Origin of the sequence: Streptosporangium oxazolinicum (genome assembly GCF_039537505.1) — a bacterium.
Taxonomy (GTDB): Bacteria; Actinomycetota; Actinomycetes; order Streptosporangiales; family Streptosporangiaceae; genus Streptosporangium; species Streptosporangium oxazolinicum.
In genome coordinates this window covers 457,058-478,729 of the sequence record NZ_BAABAQ010000005.1, presented here as the reverse complement: position 1 = coordinate 478,729, position 21,672 = coordinate 457,058, and the positions used below count along the sequence as shown (strand labels likewise).

At 71.3% G+C, this 21,672-nt stretch carries 17 protein-coding genes; 9 read left to right on the top strand and 8 right to left on the bottom strand.

Going from position 1 to position 21,672, the window contains the following annotated elements; genetic code table 11:
• Positions 1-13: 13 nt before the first annotated feature.
• Together ABD817_RS17405 and ABD817_RS17400 are read left to right on the top strand one after the other, a co-directional pair.
• Positions 14-418: a hypothetical protein gene (locus tag ABD817_RS17405; protein WP_344918992.1), complete on the top strand. Its 405-nt coding sequence runs from the start codon at positions 14-16 to the stop codon at positions 416-418.
• Positions 405-659: a hypothetical protein gene (locus tag ABD817_RS17400; protein WP_344918991.1), complete on the top strand. Its 255-nt coding sequence runs from the start codon at positions 405-407 to the stop codon at positions 657-659. The genes ABD817_RS17405 and ABD817_RS17400 overlap by 14 nt, the downstream gene beginning before the upstream one ends.
• Positions 660-893: 234 nt before the next feature.
• On the opposite strand, the gene nrfD is transcribed toward ABD817_RS17400, so the two are convergent.
• From nrfD to fdh, 4 genes are all read right to left on the bottom strand, one after another.
• Positions 894-2,000, bottom strand: coding sequence for an NrfD/PsrC family molybdoenzyme membrane anchor subunit (gene nrfD, locus ABD817_RS17395; RefSeq protein ID WP_344918989.1), 1,107 nt, complete (start codon positions 1,998-2,000; stop codon positions 894-896).
• Between the two features lie 265 nt (positions 2,001-2,265).
• A complete protein-coding gene (locus tag ABD817_RS17390) occupies positions 2,266-3,060 on the bottom strand; it encodes a 4Fe-4S dicluster domain-containing protein (protein WP_425583375.1) in 795 nt (264 codons plus the stop codon).
• A gap of 290 nt (positions 3,061-3,350) precedes the next feature.
• Positions 3,351-4,412, bottom strand: coding sequence for an alpha/beta fold hydrolase (locus ABD817_RS17385; protein WP_344918987.1), 1,062 nt, complete (start codon positions 4,410-4,412; stop codon positions 3,351-3,353).
• A gap of 422 nt (positions 4,413-4,834) precedes the next feature.
• Complete coding sequence (gene fdh, locus ABD817_RS17380; protein WP_344919042.1) at positions 4,835-8,035, bottom strand: formate dehydrogenase; 3,201 nt, start codon at positions 8,033-8,035, stop codon at positions 4,835-4,837.
• 159 nt (positions 8,036-8,194) lie between these two features.
• Between fdh and ABD817_RS17375 the strand changes: the two genes are divergently transcribed.
• Positions 8,195-9,163 carry a dienelactone hydrolase family protein gene (locus ABD817_RS17375; protein ID WP_344918986.1) on the top strand — a complete coding sequence of 323 codons (969 nt, stop codon included), beginning with the start codon at positions 8,195-8,197 and terminating at the stop codon, positions 9,161-9,163.
• A gap of 108 nt (positions 9,164-9,271) precedes the next feature.
• On the opposite strand, the gene ABD817_RS17370 is transcribed toward ABD817_RS17375, so the two are convergent.
• The gene (locus ABD817_RS17370; protein ID WP_344918985.1) at positions 9,272-11,419 is read right to left on the bottom strand and encodes an amylo-alpha-1,6-glucosidase; all 2,148 of its coding nucleotides are present in this window, start codon (positions 11,417-11,419) and stop codon (positions 9,272-9,274) included.
• Between the two features lie 176 nt (positions 11,420-11,595).
• Here ABD817_RS17370 and ABD817_RS17365 point away from each other — a divergent pair, with 176 nt between their 5' ends.
• The 6 genes from ABD817_RS17365 to ABD817_RS17340 all read left to right on the top strand — a co-directional run bounded on the left by ABD817_RS17365 (position 11,596) and on the right by ABD817_RS17340 (position 18,097).
• Entirely contained in the window at positions 11,596-12,732 is a 1,137-nt protein-coding gene (locus ABD817_RS17365; RefSeq protein WP_344918984.1) for a LacI family DNA-binding transcriptional regulator, read from the top strand.
• 75 nt (positions 12,733-12,807) lie between these two features.
• The gene (locus ABD817_RS17360) at positions 12,808-14,079 is read left to right on the top strand and encodes a sugar ABC transporter substrate-binding protein (RefSeq protein ID WP_344918983.1); all 1,272 of its coding nucleotides are present in this window, start codon (positions 12,808-12,810) and stop codon (positions 14,077-14,079) included.
• Positions 14,080-14,144: 65 nt separating this feature from the next.
• Positions 14,145-15,254 carry a carbohydrate ABC transporter permease gene (locus ABD817_RS17355; RefSeq protein ID WP_344918982.1) on the top strand — a complete coding sequence of 370 codons (1,110 nt, stop codon included), beginning with the start codon at positions 14,145-14,147 and terminating at the stop codon, positions 15,252-15,254.
• On the top strand, positions 15,254-16,141 hold the full coding sequence (locus ABD817_RS17350; protein ID WP_344918981.1) for a carbohydrate ABC transporter permease: 888 nt from the start codon (positions 15,254-15,256) through the stop codon (positions 16,139-16,141). The genes ABD817_RS17355 and ABD817_RS17350 overlap by 1 nt, the downstream gene beginning before the upstream one ends.
• Before the next feature lie 27 nt (positions 16,142-16,168).
• Positions 16,169-16,399 (top strand): zinc-ribbon domain-containing protein, encoded by a 231-nt coding sequence (locus ABD817_RS17345; protein WP_344918980.1) that lies wholly within the window; start codon positions 16,169-16,171, stop codon positions 16,397-16,399.
• Between the two features lie 168 nt (positions 16,400-16,567).
• Entirely contained in the window at positions 16,568-18,097 is a 1,530-nt protein-coding gene (locus ABD817_RS17340) for a golvesin C-terminal-like domain-containing protein (protein ID WP_344918979.1), read from the top strand.
• A 116-nt stretch (positions 18,098-18,213) separates the two neighbouring features.
• Here the strand turns inward: ABD817_RS17340 and ABD817_RS17335 are convergent, their stop codons facing one another.
• Genes ABD817_RS17335 through ABD817_RS17325 form a run of 3 tightly spaced genes read right to left on the bottom strand, consistent with a single transcriptional unit; the run spans position 18,214 to position 21,397 of the window.
• Positions 18,214-19,038, bottom strand: coding sequence for a carbohydrate ABC transporter permease (locus ABD817_RS17335; RefSeq protein ID WP_344918978.1), 825 nt, complete (start codon positions 19,036-19,038; stop codon positions 18,214-18,216).
• The gene (locus tag ABD817_RS17330) at positions 19,035-20,009 is read right to left on the bottom strand and encodes a carbohydrate ABC transporter permease (RefSeq protein ID WP_344918977.1); all 975 of its coding nucleotides are present in this window, start codon (positions 20,007-20,009) and stop codon (positions 19,035-19,037) included. The genes ABD817_RS17335 and ABD817_RS17330 overlap by 4 nt, the downstream gene beginning before the upstream one ends.
• A complete protein-coding gene (locus ABD817_RS17325; RefSeq protein ID WP_344918976.1) occupies positions 20,006-21,397 on the bottom strand; it encodes an ABC transporter substrate-binding protein in 1,392 nt (463 codons plus the stop codon). Before ABD817_RS17325 ends, ABD817_RS17330 begins: the two co-directional genes overlap by 4 nt.
• Positions 21,398-21,672: the final 275 nt, after the last annotated feature.

The following is a 21,672-nucleotide window of genomic DNA, read 5'->3' as shown; positions in this document are numbered from 1 at the left end:
TACCGTCATGGACATGACCCTCGGACAAACGACAGCGCACTTCACCGGGGAACGCTCAGACGAACCGGTGACGGGTGCGACGGCGGAGAAGCACGACAGGGCCTTGGCGGTCGTGCAGCGACTGCTGAAGGCGGAGAGAGTCCGCTCCCACACCGTTCACACGATCGTCCTGAAGTTGTCCGAAAGCGGCAGGCCAGTGCCCCTGGCGGAGCGTCGGCGCCACGCGCCGGAGCTGGTCGCGTACGGCGACGGCGGACGGATGGTCGCGACGGTGACCATGGGGCCGCGCTCCGGCTGCTACCTGGTCCGCCTGCCCGCGACAGGTGTCGCGGCCCAGACGGTGAACGCCGATCAGCCGCACGCGGTGGTGGATCTGGTTCTCGCGGCGGCACGAGGAGACGACCGTGGCCGTACGTGACTGGCACATCTTCGGCGACATGGCCACCCGCGAGGCCAACGGGCAGGACATCAGGGTCACGACCGGAAACTTCCCCAGCATCTACGCGGCCATCGAGGACTGGGAGACCAGGGAGCGAGCACGTCAGGCACGCGACCTGAGAGAACTCAGCAGGCTCGTGGACAGCGCGATAGCCCGGCTCCAGGCGCATCACGGCGCCGGTCAGGGCGGGCCGAGGCCGAACGGAAGGGATCCGCGGTGATCGCCGATCTCACCGGCCCGCGAGGGATCGCCGGTCGCCCCGTCTCCGGCCCGATCCTCCTCGTCATCGCGTGCTGGGGCCTGTTTTGTGGATCTTCGCCGTAGCGAGGATCGTCCAGGTGGATGTCCCGCAAGGCGGAGGAGGAGTTCATAACGGAGTTATGGGCGACGACGACAACGCCGCGGGGCGCCGCCTGGGCGACCGCAGTAGGCGAAAAGATCCACAAAACAGGCCCTAGGTCACCCGTTCCCTCGTGCGGGACTCGGCGGCGGCGTCCAGGCGCTCCCGCTGCGGCACCACCGTGTACTTCGGGTCGGCGGCCGAGGCCTTGCCCGCGGCGAGGATGCCGAAGCGAGTGCAGAGGGCACCGGCGGTGAGGGCGAGACCGGACAGCGCGGTGAGGGTACGGCCGCGCCCGGCGACCGTGGCGAGCAGGGCGCCGCCCACCGTGAGGGCGCGGGCCGTCCGCATCAGGCGGCCCGGCCTGCCCAGCCGGTACGGCTCGCCGACCAGGCCGAGCCGGTGCTCCATCACCGTGCCCGCGGCCGTCTCGACGGCGGCGCCCAGCACGGCGGCGGCGCGGGCCGGGCCCGCCTCGCGGCGCGGGGTGACCAGCATGGCCATGGCGCCCGCGCTCGCCAGCGCGCTCCCGGCGAACAGGAACGGCAGCTCGCGGTGGGCCTCGTGCCAGGCGGGCACGGCGGTGTCGGCGACGAGCACGGCGGTGTAGGTCGACATCAGCGGTCCGGTCACCATGGCCGCCAGGGCGGCCGCGTCACCGGCGACGGGCAGAATCCGGGCGACATGGGCAATCTTGGCGACTCGGGCGACATAGGCGACCTTGGCGTACGGGACGGGGGCGATTCGCGAGGCGCGCCCGGTTACCCGGGCCGTGAACGAGGCCGCGGATGAGGCCGCGATCCTCGCGGGTGGAACGCCGGTGATCCCCGGGCCGTACGGGACGGCGACGGCGGAGACGGCCGCGAGGGCCGTCAGACCGCTGTGGGCGGCGAGGAGCCAGGAGCCGACGCTCATCGGCGAGGTGGGCTTGAACACGCGCAGCATGTTGAGGAACCGCTCCGGCCTGCCGAGTTCGGCGACCAGGAAACCGGCACCGGCCGTGGCACCGACGGCCGCGGTGACCCTGGCGGTGAGCGCGAGCCGGTCACGCCCGGCGAGCGTCGCCACGGCGGAGATCATCGACGCGGCACCGGACGTTCCGCCCAGGTATAGATAGAGCGGCATGTGGGGTTCGTGCCACACCGGGGACTTGATGACCGGCTGCCCGTAGTAGGAGCGGAACTCGGCCTCGGGCACCATCGTCTCCTCACCGCGCCTCACCTCCGCCACCCCCGCCCCTGTCCCTGCCACTGCCACTGCCACTGCCACTGCCCGCAGCCGTCCACGCGATCCCCGGCCGGGCGCGCCACCGATATCTCCCCGTCCCGGGCGGGAACGGGAGGGAACCCGTACGAACGCCTCACCGACCCCCCTCCGGCACCGCCGAGAACACCCTTGACAGGAGGAAACACGTAAGAACGCGTCACCGACTCCCCTCCCGCACCGCTGAGAACACCCCTCACGGGAGGGAACCCGGACGAACGCCTCATCGCCCCCTCCCCCCGCCCAGGAAGGACACCGCCACCACCCCGGCCATGGAGAGCGCCGCCCCCGCCGCCCAGCGCCACATGGCGGGCAGGTCCCTGGTGGTGACCACCGGGTCGGGCGGCAGGCCGTACACCTCGGGCTCGTCGAGCAGCAGGAAGAAGGCCCCGTCGCCGCCCACGCCGTCGCCGGGGTCCGCCCCGTACAGGCGGGCCTCCGGCCTGCCCTCGCCGTGCAGCAGCTCCACCCGTTCCCGGGCGCGGTCCCGCAGCTCGTCCAGCGGCCCGAACTGGATGGAGTCGGTGGGACATGCCTTGGCGCAGGCCGGTTCCAGACCGCCGCGCAGCCGGTCGTAGCACATCGTGCACTTGAACGCCCGGCCGTCGCGCTCCCTGCGGTCGATCACGCCGTACGGGCAGGCGGGCACGCAGTAGCCGCAGCCGTTGCAGACGTCGGCCTGCACCACCACCGTGTCGAACTCGGTGCGGAACAGCGCCCCGGTCGGGCAGACGTCCAGGCAGGCGGCGTGCGTGCAGTGCTTGCACACGTCCGACGACATCAGCCACCCCTCGACGCCCTCCTGACCGTTCGCGCCGCCCGGCTGCTCGATGAAGGCCACGTGGCGCCAGGTGTCGGCCCCCAGGCTCCCCGTGTTGTCGTACGAGGTGGCCCGGAAGACGAACCCGTCGTCGGGCACGTCGTTCCACTCCTTGCAGGCGACCTCACAGGCCTTGCACCCGATGCAGATGCTCGTGTCGGTGAAGAAGCCGTACCTGTGTGGTGCCACGTCCGTCACGGGAAGCCCTCGAATGGTGAGTGTCCAGGTTGCTGCTCTGACCTGGGAAAACGCCGAGGCGTCTCTGAGCGGCTTGCCCGGGTCGGAGCGGGACAAACCTTTCGGCGAGCCGTCGTGACGGACCGGGTCGCACATCCCCCTGAACATCGCGAACGGCCCCGAGCCGGTGCTGGAACACCTGCTCAGGGCCCTGATCCCCCCTGGAGGATCAGCCGCGCGACTCGCCGTCCGGGAAACGGGTGATCAGGTCTGCTCGATCATGGTCCGGGACATCGCGAACCCCTTCCCGTTCACGGGTGCCGGTGCTCGCGGATCTTGTGGCACATGTCGGTGACGGCCTTCACGATCAACTCGGGCTCGTCGATCTGGATGTTGTGCGCGGCCCGCTCGGCGACGATCAGCGTGCCGTCGTCGGACAGTCCGGCCAGGTCGGCTTGGATGCGTGCCCAGACGCGGTTGTAGCGCTCGGCCACGTCCGGCGACCGGCCGGCGAAGTACTCGTAGTAGTAGGTGCCGGGGGCCGGGTGCGGGGCCTTGGAGATGACCGTGAGCGGCATGTCGCCGAAGTGCGTGCGCTCGGCCTCCAGTGCCGTGACGACTCCTGTCCGGCCGAGGTCCTCCTGGACCTCCGCGCGGCGCTGCCCGCTGGTCAGCTCCAGCGCCAGGGCCAGCTCGACCAGTTCGGCCGGGACGCGCTGCCGGATCCGGCGCAGCAGGTCCGGTTCCCGGCCGTTCCGGATCGCCAGCCGCAGCCGGGCGCGGACCAGGCCGCACGGCGTCAGGGCGTAGGTGAGGGCCTGCCGCCAGTGCCGCATGGGTCCGTACCGCCACCGGCCGAACTCCTCGGCCATCCAGGTCATACGCTCGGAAGGCGCGTCGACCAGCACCATCCCCGCGACCCGGTCGCGGTGGCGGGCAGCGTAGAAACGGGCGATCTCCCCGCCCATCGAGTGGCCGACGATCAGGTAGGGGCCGGGCTCTCCGGACGCCTCCAGGACCTCGTGCAGTTCGTCGGCGAGCGCCGAGGCGCCGCGCCATTCCCACCAGGGGGCGGCCTCGCTCCAGCCGAGGCCCGCCCGGTCGTACTGCCACACCCGCAGGCCGGGCACCAGCCCCCGCCGGACGTCGACCCAGTTCAGCCCGTTGTCGGTCATGCCGGGCAGGATGACGACGGTCGGGCCGCCTTCGCCTTCGGCCCGCACGTGCAGGCGGCGGCCCCGGACGGTGACGAGGCGGCCGGGGGGCGGGAAGCGCCGGATGTCGGCACGCTCGGCCGCCTTCTGGTAGAGAGCGCTGACGGCGCCCGCCACGGTGGCGACGGTGGCGGCGAGGGTGGTCCAGCGAGGAGTCATGTCGTCCCTTCTCGTTCGGGTCGTGCACAGAGACGGTTCCCCGGGGCGGGACCACCCGATACCCCTCGTCCGCGATGAGACAGTCTCCAGGGTGGGGCCGCCCCGGGTCATCTTCGATCGGACGGATGACGCGACGAGGTGCGAGACCACCCCTCGCGGGCTCCGCTCGTGGAACCGGGCGGTGTCGGCGGTGATCTCACGGGCACCGGCGGCCACGGAGGTCATGACCTCAGCGTGGCGAGGGCCTGGCACAGAGGGCTAGGGGATTTCACGAGATTGCGGAAAGTCGCGCGCCTGCTCGATGAGGGCCCGCGATTCGTCCACGGCGCACAGGATCTCGCGCGTCCTTGAGCAGCCCGGACCGCTGCTTGACCGAGATGAATTCCACGGTGCTCCCCGACGCGTACATACGCGCGAACCGCTCAGCCATCGCGGTACTCCTCGATCAGGTCGAGCAGTGCCCTGCCCGTGGGGCGTCTGCCGGGGCGCAGGTCGCAGGTCATGGCCTTGCTCTCCTGAATGTAGACGTTCGGGTCGAGCACGAGGGGCATCAGGTCGTTGACGACGTCGCCGGTCACCAGGCCGCCGCTGCCCCAGCCCCAGTGGTAGGGAAGGCCGACCTGGTGGATCGTCCCGCCCTGCAGGCGCAGCGGGCGGACGCGCCCGGTCACCAGGACGCGGGCCTCGATCGCGGTGCGGGACGTCACGATCGTCGCCCAGCCCCCGTTGACGAGTCCCAGCTCGGCGGCGAGCTCCGTGGACACCTCGCAGAACAGCTCCGGCTGCAGCTCGGCGAGGTAGGCCAGCGGGCGGCTCATGCCTCCGGCGGTGTGGTGCTCGGTGAGCCGGTAGGTCGTGAGCACGTACGGGAAGCGCGGTGAGCCCGGCGGGTTGTAGGGGCTCTCGGGGCGCCGGTAGATCCGGCGCGCCGGGTTGGCCTGCCGCCCGTACAGCGGGTTGCGCACCGGCGACTCGTGCGGCTCGTAGTGGGTGGGCAGCGGCCCGTCCGCCAGGCCCGCCGGGGCGAACAGCCAGCCCTTGCCGTCGGGCTGCATGATGAACGGGTCGGTCCCGGCCAGCGCGGCCTCGGCCAGGGCGCCCTCCGGCGGCAGGTAGCCGGGCGGTTTGTCCCTCTCGAAGTCCGGCACGTCGAGACCGGTCCACTCCCTTTTCTCCTCGTCCCACCACACGTAGGCCTTGCGCTCGCTCCACGGGCGGCCCTCGGGGTCGGCGGAGGCCCGGTTGTAGAGGATGCGCCGGTTCGCGGGCCAGGCCCAGCCCCACTCGGGCGCGACCCTGCTCTGCTCACCCCCGGGCCTGCGCCGGGCCGCCTGGTTGACCTCGTCGGCGTACACCCCGCAGTAGATCCAGCAGCCGCACCGGGTGGAGCCGTCGGATTCGAGCTCGGTGTACGCCGACAGGGCCCGCCCGTCGGGGCCGGTGCCGTTGATCTCGCGCAGCACAGCCTGCGCCGACGGGTCGGCGTACTCGCCCTCCTCGGGGTAGTCCCAGGTCAGCTCGCGGACCGGCCGGTCGATCTCGTCGCCGGTCATCCGCTCCCTGATCCGCTTGCCCAGGTGGTAGTAGAACGCCAGGTCGCTGCGGCAGTCGCCCGGCGGCTCCAGCGCCTTCTCCCGCCACTGCAGCAGCCGCTGGGTGTTGGTGAAGGTGCCGTCCTTCTCCACGTGGCTCGCGGCGGGCAGGAAGAACACCTCGGTGGCGATGTCCTCGGTGCGCGTCTCCCCGGTCTCCAGCTCGGGGCCGTCCTTCCAGAACGTGGCCGTCTCCACCAGCGTCAGGTCACGCACCACCAGCCAGTCGAGGTTGGCCAGGCCCAGGCGCTGCGCCCGGCCGCCCGAGGAGCCGACCGCCGGGTTCTCCCCCACCACGAAGTAGCCCTTGACGGTGCCGTCGATCTGCCCCATCACGGTGGTGAAGTGGCCGTGGTCGCCGGTCAGGCGGGGCAGGTGGTCGAAGCGGAAGTCGTTCTCCTCGGTGGCGGCGTCGCCCCACCACGCCTTGAGCAGGCTCACCATGTAGCAGCGCTTCCTGCCCCAGAAGCCGGTGTCGGCCCCCGCCTTGGCCAGGTAGTCGTCCAGTCCCTCGTGCCGGTGGGCGTGCGGCATCGGCAGGTATCCCGGCAGGAGGTTGAACAGGGTGGGGATGTCGGTGGAGCCCTGGATGCTGGCGTGGCCGCGCAGCGCGAGGATGCCGCCGCCGGGGCGGCCGATGTTGCCCAGCAGCAGCTGCAGGATCGAGGCCGTGCGGATGTACTGCGCGCCCACGGTGTGCTGGGTCCAGCCGACCGCGTACGCCCAGGCGGTGGTGCGTTCCCTGCCCGAGTTCGCGGTGATCGCCTCGGCCAGTTCGGCGAAGTCCTCCGGGGGGATGCCGCACAGTTCCGCCACCATATCCGGGGTGTAGCGGGCGAAGTGCCGCCGCAGGATCTGGTAGACGCAGCGCGGGTGGCGCAGCGTCGGGTCGGTGGGCGGCCTCGACGGCGCGGCGGCGCCACCGGAGCCGTACTGCTCGGGGCCCGCCGCCTCGGCGTGCCGGGGCCCGCCCTCCAGCTGCTCGCCCGCCGCGCGCCCCCTCTCCTCCCCCGCCGCACGCTCCGTTCCCTCGCCCTCCGCACGCTCCGTCTCCTCGTACGCCGCGTGCTCCGTTCCCTCGTACGCCCAGCTCGACGGGTCGTACGCGCGCCGCTCCGGGTCGAAGCCGGAGAACAGCCCGTCCAGGTCCTCGGTGTCCCTGAAGTCCTCGGAGACGATCGCTGAGGCGTTGGTGTAGGCGAGCACGTACTCGCGGAAGTCCAGCTCGTTGGCGAGCACGTGGTTGATGAGCGCGCCGAGCAGGACGATGTCGCTTCCGGCGCGGATCGGCAGGTGGCGGTCGGCGATCGCGCTGGTGCGGGTGAAGCGCGGGTCGATGTGGAACACCTTGGCGCCGCGCGCCCTGGCCTCCACCACCCACTGGAATCCCACCGGGTGGCATTCGGCCATGTTGGAGCCCTGGATGACGATGCAGTCGGACTCGGCCAGGTCCTGCTGGAAGTCCGTGGCGCCGCCACGCCCAAAGCTGGTCCCCAGACCGGGGACGGTGGAGGAGTGTCAAATACGGGCCTGGTTCTCCACCTGGATCGCGCCGAGGGCGGTGTAGAGCTTCTTCATCAGGTAGTTCTCTTCGTTGTCCAGCGTCGCCCCGCCCAGGCTCGCGATGCCCATGGTGCGCCGGACCGTCTTGCCCTCGTATTCCTGCTGCCAGGTCTCCCGCCGGGTCCGCACCACCCGGTCGGCGATCATGTCCATCGCCGTCTCCAGGTCGAGCGGCTCCCAATCGGTGCCGTGCGGGCGCCGGTACAGGACGCGCGTCTGCCGGCCGGGGTGGGTGACGAGTTGCTTGCTCGCCGACCCCTTGGGGCAGAGGCGCCCGCGCGAGATGGGCGAGTCGGGGTCGCCCTCGATCTGGGTGACCCGGCCGTCCTTGACGTAGACCAACTGGCCGCAGCCGACCGCGCAGTACGGGCAGATCGACCGCGCGACGCTGTCGGCCTCCTCGGTGCGGGGCCGCAGGGCGTCGGTGCGCGCCGACCGCGCGGCGTCGCCCCTGGCGTCCTCTCCCATGAGCTGCCGGATCACCGGCCAGCGGGAGATCCCCCTCCCCCGTGTCACACCCCGGCCCTACCCCTTCCCACCTGCTCCAATCACCCGCGAGCGCCATCGGGTGACGGCGTGTGGCCCGGCTTTGCCGTGGCTTTCACCGGCCGGTCCTACCGTGTGCTGGTGACGTCTTTTCACCGGTATCTCGCGGAGGAGGTCGCGGTCGACCACGCCGAGGGGCTCATCCCCCGGCGCGAGGCGCTGCATCGCCTGACCCTCCTCGGGCTGACGGCACCCGCCGCCGGCGCGCTGCTCGCGGCCCGGGGAACCGGCCGGGGGAACAACCGAGGAAACACAGCCGGTCCGGGCCCCGGTACGCCGTCCGCCTCGGCGACGTCCGGCGCGGCCTCCGGTACGGCGGCATCCGGTGCGTCATCGGACGGGGCCCCGCCCTCGGGTCCGGTACCCCTGCCGACCGAGGAGATCATCTTTTCCGGCGCCGAGAGCGGTGTCACCCTGCGGGGCGCCTGGGCGGCGCCCTCGGACCCCCGGGGCGCGGTGCTGGTCATCCACGAGAACCGAGGGCTCACCGACCACATCCGCTCGGTGGCCGGGCGCCTGGCGGCCGAGGGCTACTGCGCGCTCGCCGTCGACCTGCTCTCCCGGGAGGGCGGGACCGCCTCCTTCGAGGACCCGGCGCAGGCCAACGCGACACTGGGACGCCTCTCCCCCGAGCGCTTCGTCTCGGACATGAAGGCCGCCCTGGGCGAGCTGGAGCGGGGCGCCCCCGGCAAGGGGCTCGGCGTCACCGGTTTCTGCTTCGGCGGCGCCATGACCTGGCTGCTGCTCTCCTCCGACGAGCCGCGCCTGTCGGCGGCCGTCCCGTTCTACGGCCCGCTCCCCGACGACGCCGACCTCTCCGGGTCGAGAGCCGCCGTCCTCGCGATCTACGCAGAGCTGGACGAGCGGGTCAACGCCACCCGCGACGAGGCCAGGACCGCCCTGGAGCGGGCGGGCCTGGAGCACGAGATCGTCACGTTTCCCGGCGTCAACCACGCCTTCTTCAACGACACCGGCCCTCGGTACGACGCCGGTGCCGCCGCCGGGGCGTACCGGCGCCTCCTGGACTGGTTCGGCCGCCACCTGGGGTAAAGCGTCCCGCTCGCCCATCGGCGGCGCGCGCCGTGGTGTCGGCGGTCACCCGCTCCCGGAGACCTCCCCCGGCCCGAGCGTCCCCTCACCCACCCGTCGCCCGCCGATTCACGGACGGGATGTACGGGCCCGCTCGGTGGAGATCCCCCCGGGCAGGCCGGTCACGACGGCCTCGCCCTCCCGGTCGACGGACGCGCTCACCTCCGTCCCGGCGACCCGCAGGCCGTGTGCGGAGACCGCGCCCAGGGGGGCTCCGGCGAGCGGGCGCAGCAGCATCCGGCCCTCGGGCACGTCGGGGTAGAGGCCGAGGGCCGCGTGCACGACGGTCACCGCGGCGGCGGCGGACCACGCCTGCGGGCGGCAGGCGGCGGGGTAGGGCACCGGGCGCCCGAGCGCCGAGCGGTCGTCGCCGCCGAACAGCTCCGGCAGCCGGTAGCCGAACGTCTCACCGGCCACGAGCAGTCCCTCGGCGAGCGTCGCCGCGTGGGTGGCGAATCCGGCGCGGGCCAGCCCGGCGACCACAATCGCCGTGTCGTGCGCCCAGATCGACCCGCAGTGGTAGGACAGCGGGCTGAAGCCGCCCGCGTCCGCCGACATCGTCCGCAGGCCGAAGCCGCCGGCCATCTCCGGGGAGACGAGGAGGTCGGCGATCCCGGCCTCCTCGGCCTCGGTGAGCAGGCCGGTGCCGAGCAGGTGCCCGATGTTGCTGGTCAGCGCGTCGACCGGGCGCTTGTCCCGGTCCAGGGCCAGGGCGGGGAACCTCCCTCTGGGCCCGTCCACCCAGAAGCGGGCCCGGAAGCGCTCGGCCAGCGCCGAGGCGTGCTCGCGCCAGCGGGCCGCGCCGGGGCGGCCGAACGCCTCCAGCAGGTCGGCCCCCTGCCGGGCCGCCTGGTGGGCGTAGCCCTGCACCTCGACCAGGGCGATCGGCGGCTGGGCCTGGCGGCCGTCGTGGAAGCGCAGCGCGTCGCCGGAGTCCTTCCAGCCCTGGTTGGCCAGGCCCTTACCGCTGGTGTCGACGTACTCGATGAAACCGTCCCCGTCGGGGTCGGCGTGCCCGCCGAGCCAGCCGAGGGCGGCCTCCAGGTGGGGCAGCAGCGCGGCGATCTCCGTGGCGGGGGCGCCCCAGCGCCAGGCGTCGTGCAGCAGGCTGATCCACAGCGGGGTGGCGTCGATCGTGCCGTAGTAGGCGGCGGGCAGGTGCAGGCCGTTGCCCTCGACCGCGAACTCGTGCCGGCGCAGCTCGTGCATGATCTTCCCGGGGGCCTCGCCGGAGCCGGGGTCGATCCTGGTTCCCTGCCTGCGGGCGAGCGTCCTGAGGGTGCCCATCGCCAGCTCCGTGCCGAGCGGCAGCAGCATGCGGGCGGCCCAGATGCTGTCGCGGCCGAAGAGGGTGAGGAACCAGGGCACTCCCGCGCCGAGGAAGGTGTCGCCGGGGGTGGCGGTCTCGGCCAGCCGCAGCGAGCGCAGGTCGTCCATGGACTGCTCGAAGAGCCTGCTCAGCCGGTGGTCGGCGGCGACGACCCGGGGTGCCCCCTCCCCTTCGGCCCACTCGGCGGGGCGGTCGGGCGCGGTCACCACGGCCTGGGGGTCGCGCACCTCGACCCTCCAGGACAGGGTGACCCGGCCTCGGGGCGCGAGTTCGACCGGCCAGCGCAGGAAACCCGTGCGCGCGTACTCAGCGAACTCGGCCCGCGCCCCCGTGCCGGTCACCACGACCCGGACGCCGCCGGAGGTCCAGGAGATCTCACCGGGCGCGGTGCGCTCGGCGGCGGCCTCGACGGTGTCGCCTCCGGACTTCACCACCTCGATGGGGGCGAAGTCGCAGCCCAGCTCCAGGCTCACGACGGCGGCGACGGGGACGCTCGCGCTGGAGACGATCTCGACACGCTCCTCCATGCCCCCCGGTGTCACCTGCCGGAACCGTTCGATCCGTACAGTGGGATCGGGGACGGGATCACCCAGCCAGCGGGCCAGTGTGACGAACCGGGTGGCGCCCGGCCCCTGCGGGGCGTGGCCGACGGCCTCGGGCTCCCGGCCGTCGATCGTCAGGGTGGCCTGCGACAGGGCGCGGGAGTCCGCGTGGAACACGCCCTGCACACCGGCCGGGCGGATCTGCCCGTCGCCGCCGCTCAGCGCGACGGTCGGCGCCCGCACGGTGCTGACGAGGTCGTGCAGCAGGGGCTGCAGGCGGTGAGCCGCGGTGGAAGCGGCCACCGTGACCGCCTGGGGGGTGGGGGATGAGGCGTCGTCGAGCACGACTGACTCCCTGAGATCGTGTCGAGCCGGTGACGCCTTGACAGACGACGGCCGGGGGGTGCACATTGCGAAACACTCTCTTTACTTGAACGATCCAACCATTACGCTCCGTTTACTTGAACGATCCAATCATGCACCATGCCCCTTTGAACGTTCAAACCCTCAGAAAGGTGCAAATGGCCACGAAGGTGACGATCACTGACGTCGCACGCCGTGCCGGGGTGTCGCGCCAGACGGTGTCGAACGTGCTCAACAGCCCCGAGCTGGTCCGCGAGGAGACCCGCGACCGGGTGCGGGAGGCCATCGGGGCACTCGGCTACCGGGCCAGCCAGGCCGCGCGGCAGATGCGGACCGGCCGCTCGCGGCTGATCGCCACGCGTATCCAGCCGGACCGGGACGGGATCAACGGCTCGGTCCTGGACCGGTTCCTGCACGGGCTGACCGCCTCGGCCGCCCAGGCCGGATACCGGATCCTGCTCTACGCGGCGGGCGACGAGCGTGCGGAGATCGACACCTTCGAAGAGCTGGTCGGGAGCCACGAGCCGGACGCCTTCGTGCTCGCCAGCACCTACTACGGCGACGGCCGCCCCGCGTGGCTGCGCGAGCGGCGGCTGCCGTTCGTCACGTTCGGGCGGCCCTGGGGAAACGCGGGCGGGCAGGCGACCGGCGATCCGGGGCACGCCTGGGTCGACGTGGACGGTGCGGCGGGCACCGCGGCGGCCACCCGCCACCTGCTCGACGCGGGTCACCGGCGGATCGGGTTCCTCGGCTGGCCGACCGGCTCCGGCGTGGGCGACGACCGCAGGTCCGGCTGGGCCAGGACCCTCGTCGCCGAGGGGATCGACCCGGACGGCCTGAACCAGGCCACCGACGACGGGGTGGCCGACGGCGAGAAGGCGGCCCGCGAACTGCTGCGCGCCGAGCGGCCGATCACCGCGCTGGTCTGCGCCAGCGACTCGCTCGCCCTCGGCGCGCTGCACGCCGTCCGCTCCCTGACGGCCTCGGGACAGCTGACCGCCTCGGGACGCCTGACGGCCGAGGGACGTCTCACGATCGCGGGACAGGCCGGGGGTGAGGAGGGCCTCCCGGTCAGCGTGATCGGTTTCGACGACACCCCGGTGGCGAAGGCGGTGGGGCTCAGCAGCGTCAGCCAGCCACTGGCCGAGGCCGCGGCCGGCTGCGTCGGCCTGCTCACCCGGCTGTTCGACCCGCCCTCCCCCGGTGACCCCGGCGCTCCAGACGACCCCGGGGCCGACGGGTCTCGCACGCACCTGCTGCTCCGGCCGTCCCTGGTCCTCCGGCAGTCGTCATGACCCGGCACCCGTCATGACCGCATGACCACCTGACCTCTCCTTCAGATCACCCCCCAGGAAGATTGGAAAAGCACGATGAAACAGCCGATCAAGCAGCACGGCCTCCGTACGGCGGCACTCGCCGCGCTCGCCGCGGGCACCCTGGCGACCTCGGCCGCCTGCGGCAGCGGTTTCGACGACTCCGCCGGTCAGAGCAGCGCCCCGCAGAGCAGCGGGCCCGCCAGCCTTCAGGTGCTCATCGGCTCCTCCGGCGACGCGGAGACGAACGCGCTGCGCGCCGCCGCCCAGACGTGGTCGGCGTCCTCGGGCAGCACCGCGACGATCACCCCCGCCCAGGACCTGACCCAGCAGCTCGGCCAGGCCTTCGCCGGAAGCAACCCGCCGGACGTGTTCTACGTCGACGCCGCGCGCTTCGCCGACTACGCGAGCGTCGGGGCGCTGGAGCCGTACGCGGACAAGATCTCCGACGCCGCCGACTTCTACCCCGGCCTGCGCGAGACGTTCACCCACGACGGCACCTTCTACTGCGTGCCCAAGGACTTCTCCACGCTGGCGCTGATCGTCAACGACGACCTGTGGAAGAAGGCCGGGCTCACCGACGCCGACGTGCCGACCACCTGGGAGCAGCTCACCGCGGTCTCCAAGACGCTCAAGGAGAAGGTGCCGGACGTCACCCCGCTGGTCATCGGCGACACCCGCGACCGGGTCGGCGCGTTCATGGTGGAGGCCGGTGGCTGGATCGTGAGCCCCGACGGCAAGCAGGCGACCGCCGACACCCCGGAGAACGTCGCGGGCCTGAGCTACGTGCAGGGCCTGCTGAAGGAGAAGCTCGCCCAGTTCCCCAAGCAGGTGGACGCGGGCTGGGGTGGTGAGGCCTTCGGCAAGGCCAAGGCCGTGATGACCATCGAGGGCAACTGGATCAAGGGCGCGATGAAGGCCGACTACCCGGACGTCAAGTACAGCGCCCACGAGCTGCCGGCCGGTCCCAAGGGCAAGGGCACCCTGTCCTTCACCACCTGCTGGGGCATCGCCGCCAAGAGCAAGCACAAGGAGCAGGCGATCGCCTTCGTCGAGGCGATGACCAAGGCCGACCAGCAGATGGCCTTCGCCAAGGCGTTCGGCGTGATGCCCTCGCGCCAGTCGGCCAAGGACGCCTTCACCCAGGCCTTCCCCGAGGACGCGCCGTTCGTCGACAGCGCCGAGTACGCCCAGGGGCCGGTCAACGCCCCCAAGATGGACAGCGTGCTGGCCGACTTCGACACCGCGATCCAGCAGTTGCCCGCGGGTGACCCCAAGAAAATCCTGGCGAACCTGCAGAAGAACACCCAGGCCGCGCTCGGCAACTGAGTCAGGCCGGTACGCGGCCCCTGAAACGTTCCAGGGGCCGCGTACCGGACGTAAGGGAGACTGACGTGGCCGAAACGACGACCGCGGCGCGGCGCCCCGCGCGCCGCCTTGGCGACAGGGCCAGGGAGAACATCGCGGGCTGGCTCTTCGTGGCGCCGGTGGTGGTGATCCTCACCCTGTTCATGCTGCTGCCGATCCTGATGGCGCTGTGGGTGAGCCTCACCGACTGGAACGGGCAGGGCAGCCCGTTCCGCGCGCAGGTGCCGTTCGTCGGCGTGGACAACTACACCGAGCTGTTCACCCAGGACAACCTGAGCCGCCTGAACTTCATGACGAGCCTGCGCAACAACTTCTACTACGTGCTGGTCGTGGTGCCCGCCCAGACGATCCTGGCACTCGGCCTGGCGCTGATCGTCAACCGCCGGATGCTGAAGGGCAAGACCTTCTTCCGCACCGCCTTCTTCTTCCCCTCGGTGACCAGCTCGGTGGCGATCAGCGTCCTGTTCCTGTTCATCTTCAGCAACTCCGGCGCGGTCAACAGGCTGCTCGCCATGGTCGGCGTCGACGGGCCCCCGTGGTTCTCCGACGCGCGGGGCGTGCTGCACCTGCTGCTGGGCTCCGTCGGCCTGGTCGATCCCGAGGCGCCCCCCGAGGCGCTGACCGGCGGCGGCCCGTTCGGGCTGTCGTGGTGGGACTGGCTGTCGGGTCCCAGCGTGGCGATGTGCACGATCATCATCCTGGTCGTCTGGACCACCTCGGGCACGTTCATGCTGATGTTCCTCGCCGCGCTCCAGGACATCCCGGTCACCCTGGAGGAGGCGAGCATGCTCGACGGCGCCACCTCCCGCCAGCGCCTGCGCTACGTGACGCTGCCGATGCTCAAGCCGACCCTGTTCCTCGTCCTCACCCTCGGCCTCATCGCCACCTGGCAGGTCTTCGACCAGGTGTACGTGATGAGCCAGGGCAAACCCGCGAAGACCACCCTGACCCCGGCCTTCCTGTCGTACCAGACGGCCTTCAAGGAGCTGGACTACGGCTCCGGCGCCGCCATCTCGTTCGTCCTGTTCGTGCTCATCGTGGTGCTGGCGGCGTTCCAGCGGTGGGTCATGCGCGACCGGGACGCCAAGGACGGCGGGAGCGCGAAACGCCGCGCGCCGCGCCAGAGGAGGGCATGATGTCCGCGGTCAAGACCCGTTCCGCCCCCGCCCGTCCGGAGGGGGCGGGCGGGGGGATCGGCTCACTGCTCTCCAGCTTCGGCGGGTACGCCGTCCTGGTCTTCTTCTCGCTGGTCTTCCTCTACCCGTTCGTCATCCAGGTCGCCAACTCGTTCAAGACCGAGCCCGACGCCGCGGCCAACCCGCTCTCGCCGATCCCCGACCCGGTGACGATGGCCGGTTTCGAGCGCGTGTTCGCCGACACCGGCATGCCGCTGTGGCTGGGCAACTCGCTGCTGGTCACCGTCGTCATCACCGTCGGCCGGGTGTTCCTCGACTCGCTGGCCGGATACGCGCTCGCCCGGCTGCGCTTCCGGGGGCGCAAGGCGCTCTTCACCGCGATCGTCGCGATCATCGCGGTCCCGGGGGTGGTGCTGTTCATCCCGAAGTTCCTGGTGCTGAACCAGCTCGGCATCTACGACAGCTACACCGCGCTGATCCTGCCGATCATCGCGGACGCGGCCGGGGTGTTCATCATGAAGCAGTTCTTCGAGTCGATCCCGGTGAGCGTGGAGGAGGCGGCGCGGATCGACGGGGCGGGCCGTTTCCGCGTCTTCTGGTCGGTGGTGCTGCCGATGGGGCGCCCCGCAGTCATCACCCTGACGATCATCTCCTTCCAGAGCAGCTGGAACGAGTTCCCGCACACCCTGGTGGCCGTCCAGGATCCCAGCCTCTTCACCCTGCCGCGCGGCCTGGCCGACCTGGTCAGCGGCTCCCTCGGGCTCGGCAGCCAGTATCCGCTCAAGCTCGGCGCGGCGGTGCTCGCGACCATCCCGGTCGCGATCATCTTCGTGATCTTCCAGCGCTACTTCATCCGCGGCGCCAACGAGGGCGCGGACAAGGGGTAGCGGGCCCGTATCGGGTAGGTGTGGGTAATGCTCATCTTCGGTTTGCGTACGGTGGCCCATCGGCTCGGCGTGGTGACCCTGGTCTGCCGCAACTGCGGCAACGCGGCGGCGCAGGTGCTGTCACGGCGGGTCACCAAGTTCAGCCTGTTCTTCGTCCCGCTGTTCCCGGTACGGACGAGACACGAGATGCAGTGCACCTTCTGCGGGGCCTCGTACACCGTCTCCAAGGACGAGGCGAACCGGCTGTCGGTCCGCTGACACCCCCACCTACCTGCGCATATATCGGCCTATCAGATTAAAGAAGGGATTTGCCGGAAACAAACAAAGAAGTGTTAATTATTTACACTTGTCGTGTTTCTGCTTTACGGTGCCGAATCAGCCGGTGTCCGGACGGGACCCGGACCCCCGATTCCCCGAGGAGGCTCCGTGCAGAACGCCCGGCCGCGCTCGTACCGCCGGTCAGCCGCGATCCTGTCCGCCGTTCTCGCCGTCCTGCTCCTCGCGCCCGTCCAGGTGGCGGGCGCCCGGTCGGCGGGCCCCCTGGCGGACGCCTTCGCTCGCGCCTCCGCCGCGTACGACGTGCCGCGCGACCTGCTCGTGGCGCTCGCGTACGCGGAGACGCACCTCGACGGGCACGACGGCGAGCCGAGCGCGAGCGGCGGGTACGGGGTCATGCACCTGGTCAGCAACCCCGCCGTGCGCGCCCTGGAACGCGCGGCCGAGCTCACCGGCACGCCCTCGGCGACGCTGAGGACCGACGACGCGGCCAACATCCTCGGCGGCGCCGCGGTGCTGCGCTCCCACGCCGACGCGCTCGGCCTCGACGCCGCCGCCAGGAAGGACGCCGGGCGGTGGTACCCGGCCGTGGCCAAATACGGCAACGCCTCCAGCTCCGAGACGGCCAGGCTGTACGCCGACACCGTCTACGACCTCCTCGGCAGGGGCGTCCGGGCCACCGTCGCGGGCGGCGAGGTCGTCACCGTCGCGGCCGTGGAACTGCAGGCGGACCGCGGCGTCTACGAGGGCGTAAGGGAACTGGCCGCCAAGGCCCCGAGCCCGGACTACCCGGCCGCGAGCTGGGTGGCCGCCCACTCCGGCAACCGGGCCACCGCGAGCAGGCCGGGAAGCTCCAAGATCGACCGGATCGTCGTCCACGTCACCCAGGGGGCGTACGCGGGCACGATCTCCTGGTTCCAGAACCCCGCCGCGAAGGTCTCCGCGCACTACGTCGTCCGCTCCTCCGACGGCGACGTCACCCAGATGGTCCGTGACAAGGACGTCGCCTGGCACGCCGGGAACCGGTCCTACAACACCAGGTCGATCGGGATCGAACACGAGGGGTTCGTCAGCAACGCCTCCTGGTTCACCGACGCGATGTACCGCGCCTCGGCGGCCCTCACCCGCGCCCTCTGCGACAAATACGGCATCCCCAAGGACCGCGCGCACATCATCGGGCACAACCAGGTCCCCGGCGCCACGCACACCGACCCGGGCTCCCACTGGGACTGGGCCAAGTACATGCGCTACGTCACCGGGAACACCGCCCCCTGGTCGGCGACCGTCGACAACTCCACCTCCGGCGCGTTCACCGCGAGCGCGAACTGGACCGCCTCCACCGCCGCCGCCGGGCGCCACGGCCCCGACCACCGCCAGGCCAGGCCGGTGACCGCGAGCGACGTCGCCTGGTACCGGTTCGCCGTCCCCTCCGCCGCCACCTACCAGGTCGAGGTCTGGTACCCGGCAGCCCCCGGCCACAACGGCTCCGCCCCGTACATCGTCGCCACCTCCGCCGGGAGCAGGACGGTGTACGTCGACCAGCGCGCCGGTGGCGGCGCCTGGCGAAGTATCGGGACATTCGCCCTGAGGGCCGGGACGTACAACGCCGTCGGCGTGAGCCGGTGGACCTCCGGCACCGGACTCGTCGTCGCCGACGCCGTACGCCTCACCCGGCTCTGAAATCCCCGGGCGGCCCAGCCAGGGCGCGCCGGGCGTGCGGCCGAGGTCGCTGAGCTCCCCGGGCGGCCGGGCGGCCCGCCCCACCCCGCCGGAGGCGGGCCGCCCCGCCCGGGGGATCAGCCCTTGACGGCTCCCACGAGGCCGTTGACGAAGTAGCGCTGCAGCAGGAGGAAGAGCGCGATGACCGGGATGACGATGATCAGGGACGCGGCCATGACCTCGTTGTAGTGCGGGACGTCGGACGACAGCAGGGTCTCCAGGCCGATCGGCAGGGTGTAGAGGGAGGGATCGTTGAGGGACACCCGCGTGAGGACGTACTCGTTCCAGGTCGGCACCGCGGTCAGCACCGCGACCGTGATGAGGGTGGGACGGGCGAGCGGCAGGTAGACCGACCAGAAGATCCGGAACTCTCGCGCCCCGTCCGCGCGGGCGGCCTCGCGCAACTCCCGGGGGATCGAGCTGAACCCGTTGGTGAGCAGCAGCACCGTCAACGGGGCGGTGCCGTTGACGAACGGCAGGACCAGTCCCAGGTGCGAGCCCAGGATGCCGAGGTCCTTCTCCAGGATCACCACGGGGAGCAGCACCGTGATGCCCGGGACGAACAGTAGTGAGACGAAGAACCAGAAGAGCACCTTCCTGCCGGGGAAGTCCAGCACCGCGAAGGCGTACGAGGCGAGGCTGTAGACCACCAGGACCCCGGCGACGGTCAGCGCGGTGACCTGGAGGCTGTTGAGGAAGTACTCGAAGAAGTGCAGACGGCTCCACGTGGACAGCAGGGTGTCGAAGGTGGGGTTCTCCGGGATGAGGCTGCCGCTCCGCAGGATCTCCTCCCTGGTCTTGAAGGCACCCGACAGCATCCACAGGAAGGGGTACAGGCTGATGAGCGCGTACGCCACCAGGGCGGTGCGGGCGATGGTCCGCACGACGCGCGACCCGATCATCGAATCCTCCTGAGCAGCCGCGCGTTGACCAGGGTGAGCAGCAGGGCCCCGGCGAAGAGCATCCAGCCCAGCGCGCTGGCCAGCCCCAGGGTCTGGGCGAGTTCCTTCATGAACGAGAGCCGGTAGACCTGCAGGCCGAGCACGTCGGTGTGCCCGCCGGGCCCGCCGTTCGTCATGATCAGGAAGATCTGGAAGCCGTGCAGCGCGTCCCGCACCCCGAGCAGCACGATGGCCGCGGTGAGGGGCGTCAGCAGCGGCCAGACGATGCGGCGCAGCACCTGGCGCGGCGCGGCCCCGTCGATGTGGGCGGCCTCGATCACGTTGGGGTCGATGGCCTGCAGCCCGCTGAGGTAGAGCAGGGTGGCGACGGGAACGCTCGACCAGACCAGGACCAGGATCAGCGTGGGAAGCGCGGTGTCCGGATTGCCGAGGAAGCCCTGCGGCTGCGACAGGCTGCCCAGGCCGACGGACCCCAGGAGCACGTTGATCGCCCCGTCGGGTTCCAGCACGTAGCGCCAGGCGTAGTAGACCGCGATGCCGGTGGTGACGTAGGGCAGGAAGTACACCGAGCGGAGCACCCCGCGCAGCCGCCGGACGGAGTTCAGCGCGACCGCGAGCGGGAGCGAGATGGCCACCGTGAGCGCCGGGACGGCCACCATGACCTGGAAGGTGTTCCAGGCGGCCCGGCGCAGCTCGGGGGCGAGCACCGGGTCGGCGTACAGCAGGTCGAGGTAGTTCTGGAAGCCGACCCATATCCACTCGGGGGTGAGCCCGTTCCACTTGGCGAAGCTCAGCGCCAGACCGGTGCCGATGGTGTAGACCCCCATCAGCAGGAACAGCGCCACCGCGGGCAGGACGAAGGCCCACCCGGTCAGCCACCGCCCCCAGCGGCCCCGGCCGCGACCGGGGCCGCGACCGGGCGACTCCGCGGGGAGCCGCCCGGCACGATCCTCGGTGGTGAGGGTGCTCACTGGGTGGACTTCCACATGGAGCCCATGATCTTGTCCATCTCCGGCCCGGCCTGCTGCGGGGTGACCTCCTTGAGCGGCGTCAGCCTGACCATCAGGTTCCCGGGCTTGACCTGGTCGTAGTCGGAGGGGAAGAAGGTGGTGTCACCGGCGTCGTAGCTGGCCTCCGGGGCGCCGGTGAAGTACTTCTGCAGCGACGCGAGGTCGGGCCCGAGCAGGGTCTCCGCCTCCGCGCCCAGGTCGGTCGCGGGCAGGTCGAGCGAGGTCTTGGCGACGACGCCCGCACCCTTGGGCGAGGTCACGAAGTCCAGCCACTTGACCGCCGCCTCCCGGTTCTTGCTGGTGGCGGTGACGCCGAGGGAGGTGAGCGCCAGCGGCGACATCACGATCTCCTTGTTCACCCCCTCGGTCGACGGCGGGATCGGGAAGGCGAGCACCTTGTCGGGGGTCATCCCGTTCTGCGCGAGGAACGCCAGGGTGAAGGTGCCGCCGACGTTGAAGGCGGACTTGCCCTGCGCGAAGGCGATGTCCGCCTCGTCGATGCCGAGCGACGTCGTACCGGGCATCCAGTACGGGGTGAGCTTGCTGTACAGGTCCAGCGTCTTGACCCCGTCGGGCGAGGCGAAACCCTGCGCGGCGCCCTTGGCGAACAGCGCCTGGAATTTCTCCTTGCCCAGGTAGGAGAAGGCCAGCGGCTGGTAGGCCCAGTTGTAGCCGGTCTGGGTGACCTTCAGCCCCAGGGAGAGACCGCCCTGCTTCGGGTCCTTGTCCGTGGTCGCCTTGAGCGCGGCGAGGAAGTCCTCCCACGTCTTCGGCGGCGTGTCGGGGTCGAGCCCGGCGGCCTTCAGCTTCTCCTTGTTCGCGTAGACGATGCCGAACGCACCGGCCGTGAACGGCACGCTGAACAGGGTGCCCGCCTTGACCTGCTTGTACGGCGAGTCGTTGGCCGCGAGGTCGATCCGCTGCTGGGTCATCAGCCCGGCCTCGCGGGTGGTCGGCAACAGCCGCTGCTTCCAGGCGTCGGAGACGTCGGCGGCCAGGTCGACCAGGAGCCCCGATGAGCCCATCTCGAGGTCCTCGCCGCCCGCGTGCATCTCCAGCACGTCCGGCAGGTCGCCGGTCTGCGCGGCGCTCTGCACCTTGCTGACGAACACGTCGTCGGGGGTGACCGCCTCGATGGTGACCGCGATGCCCGTCTCGGTCTTGAACTGCTCGGCCGCCTTGGTCAGGGCGTCGGCGTGGGTCCGCTTGAACGTCCACATCTTCAGCGTCTGCCCGGCCGCCTGCCCGCCGCCCTGCTCACCGCTCTGTCCCCCGCCCGCGCAGGCGGCCGCGGTGAGTCCCACCGCGAGCGCCAGACCGGCGGCGAGGACCCGCTTGCCTGCTCTCATGTCGCTTCCTTCCCCACCGGTGTGGTACGTGCGGCGCGGGCCGTGCACGACGGTCCTGAACTCCCGCGTCTGTCGGGCTCCGGCACCCTGCGGGCGCGGTGGGGTGATCGGGATGGGCCGGTTGGCATCGGCATCGTCACTTCCTCGGGGGGTCGCGGGTGATGAGTCCGGGCTCTCGCCCGTGCCCCGGCGGAGATCCGGATCACGGGGCGACGTCCGCGCAAATCGTTAAGATTGGTTCCGAAACTTACACGCAACACAGCGCGTGTCAAGGG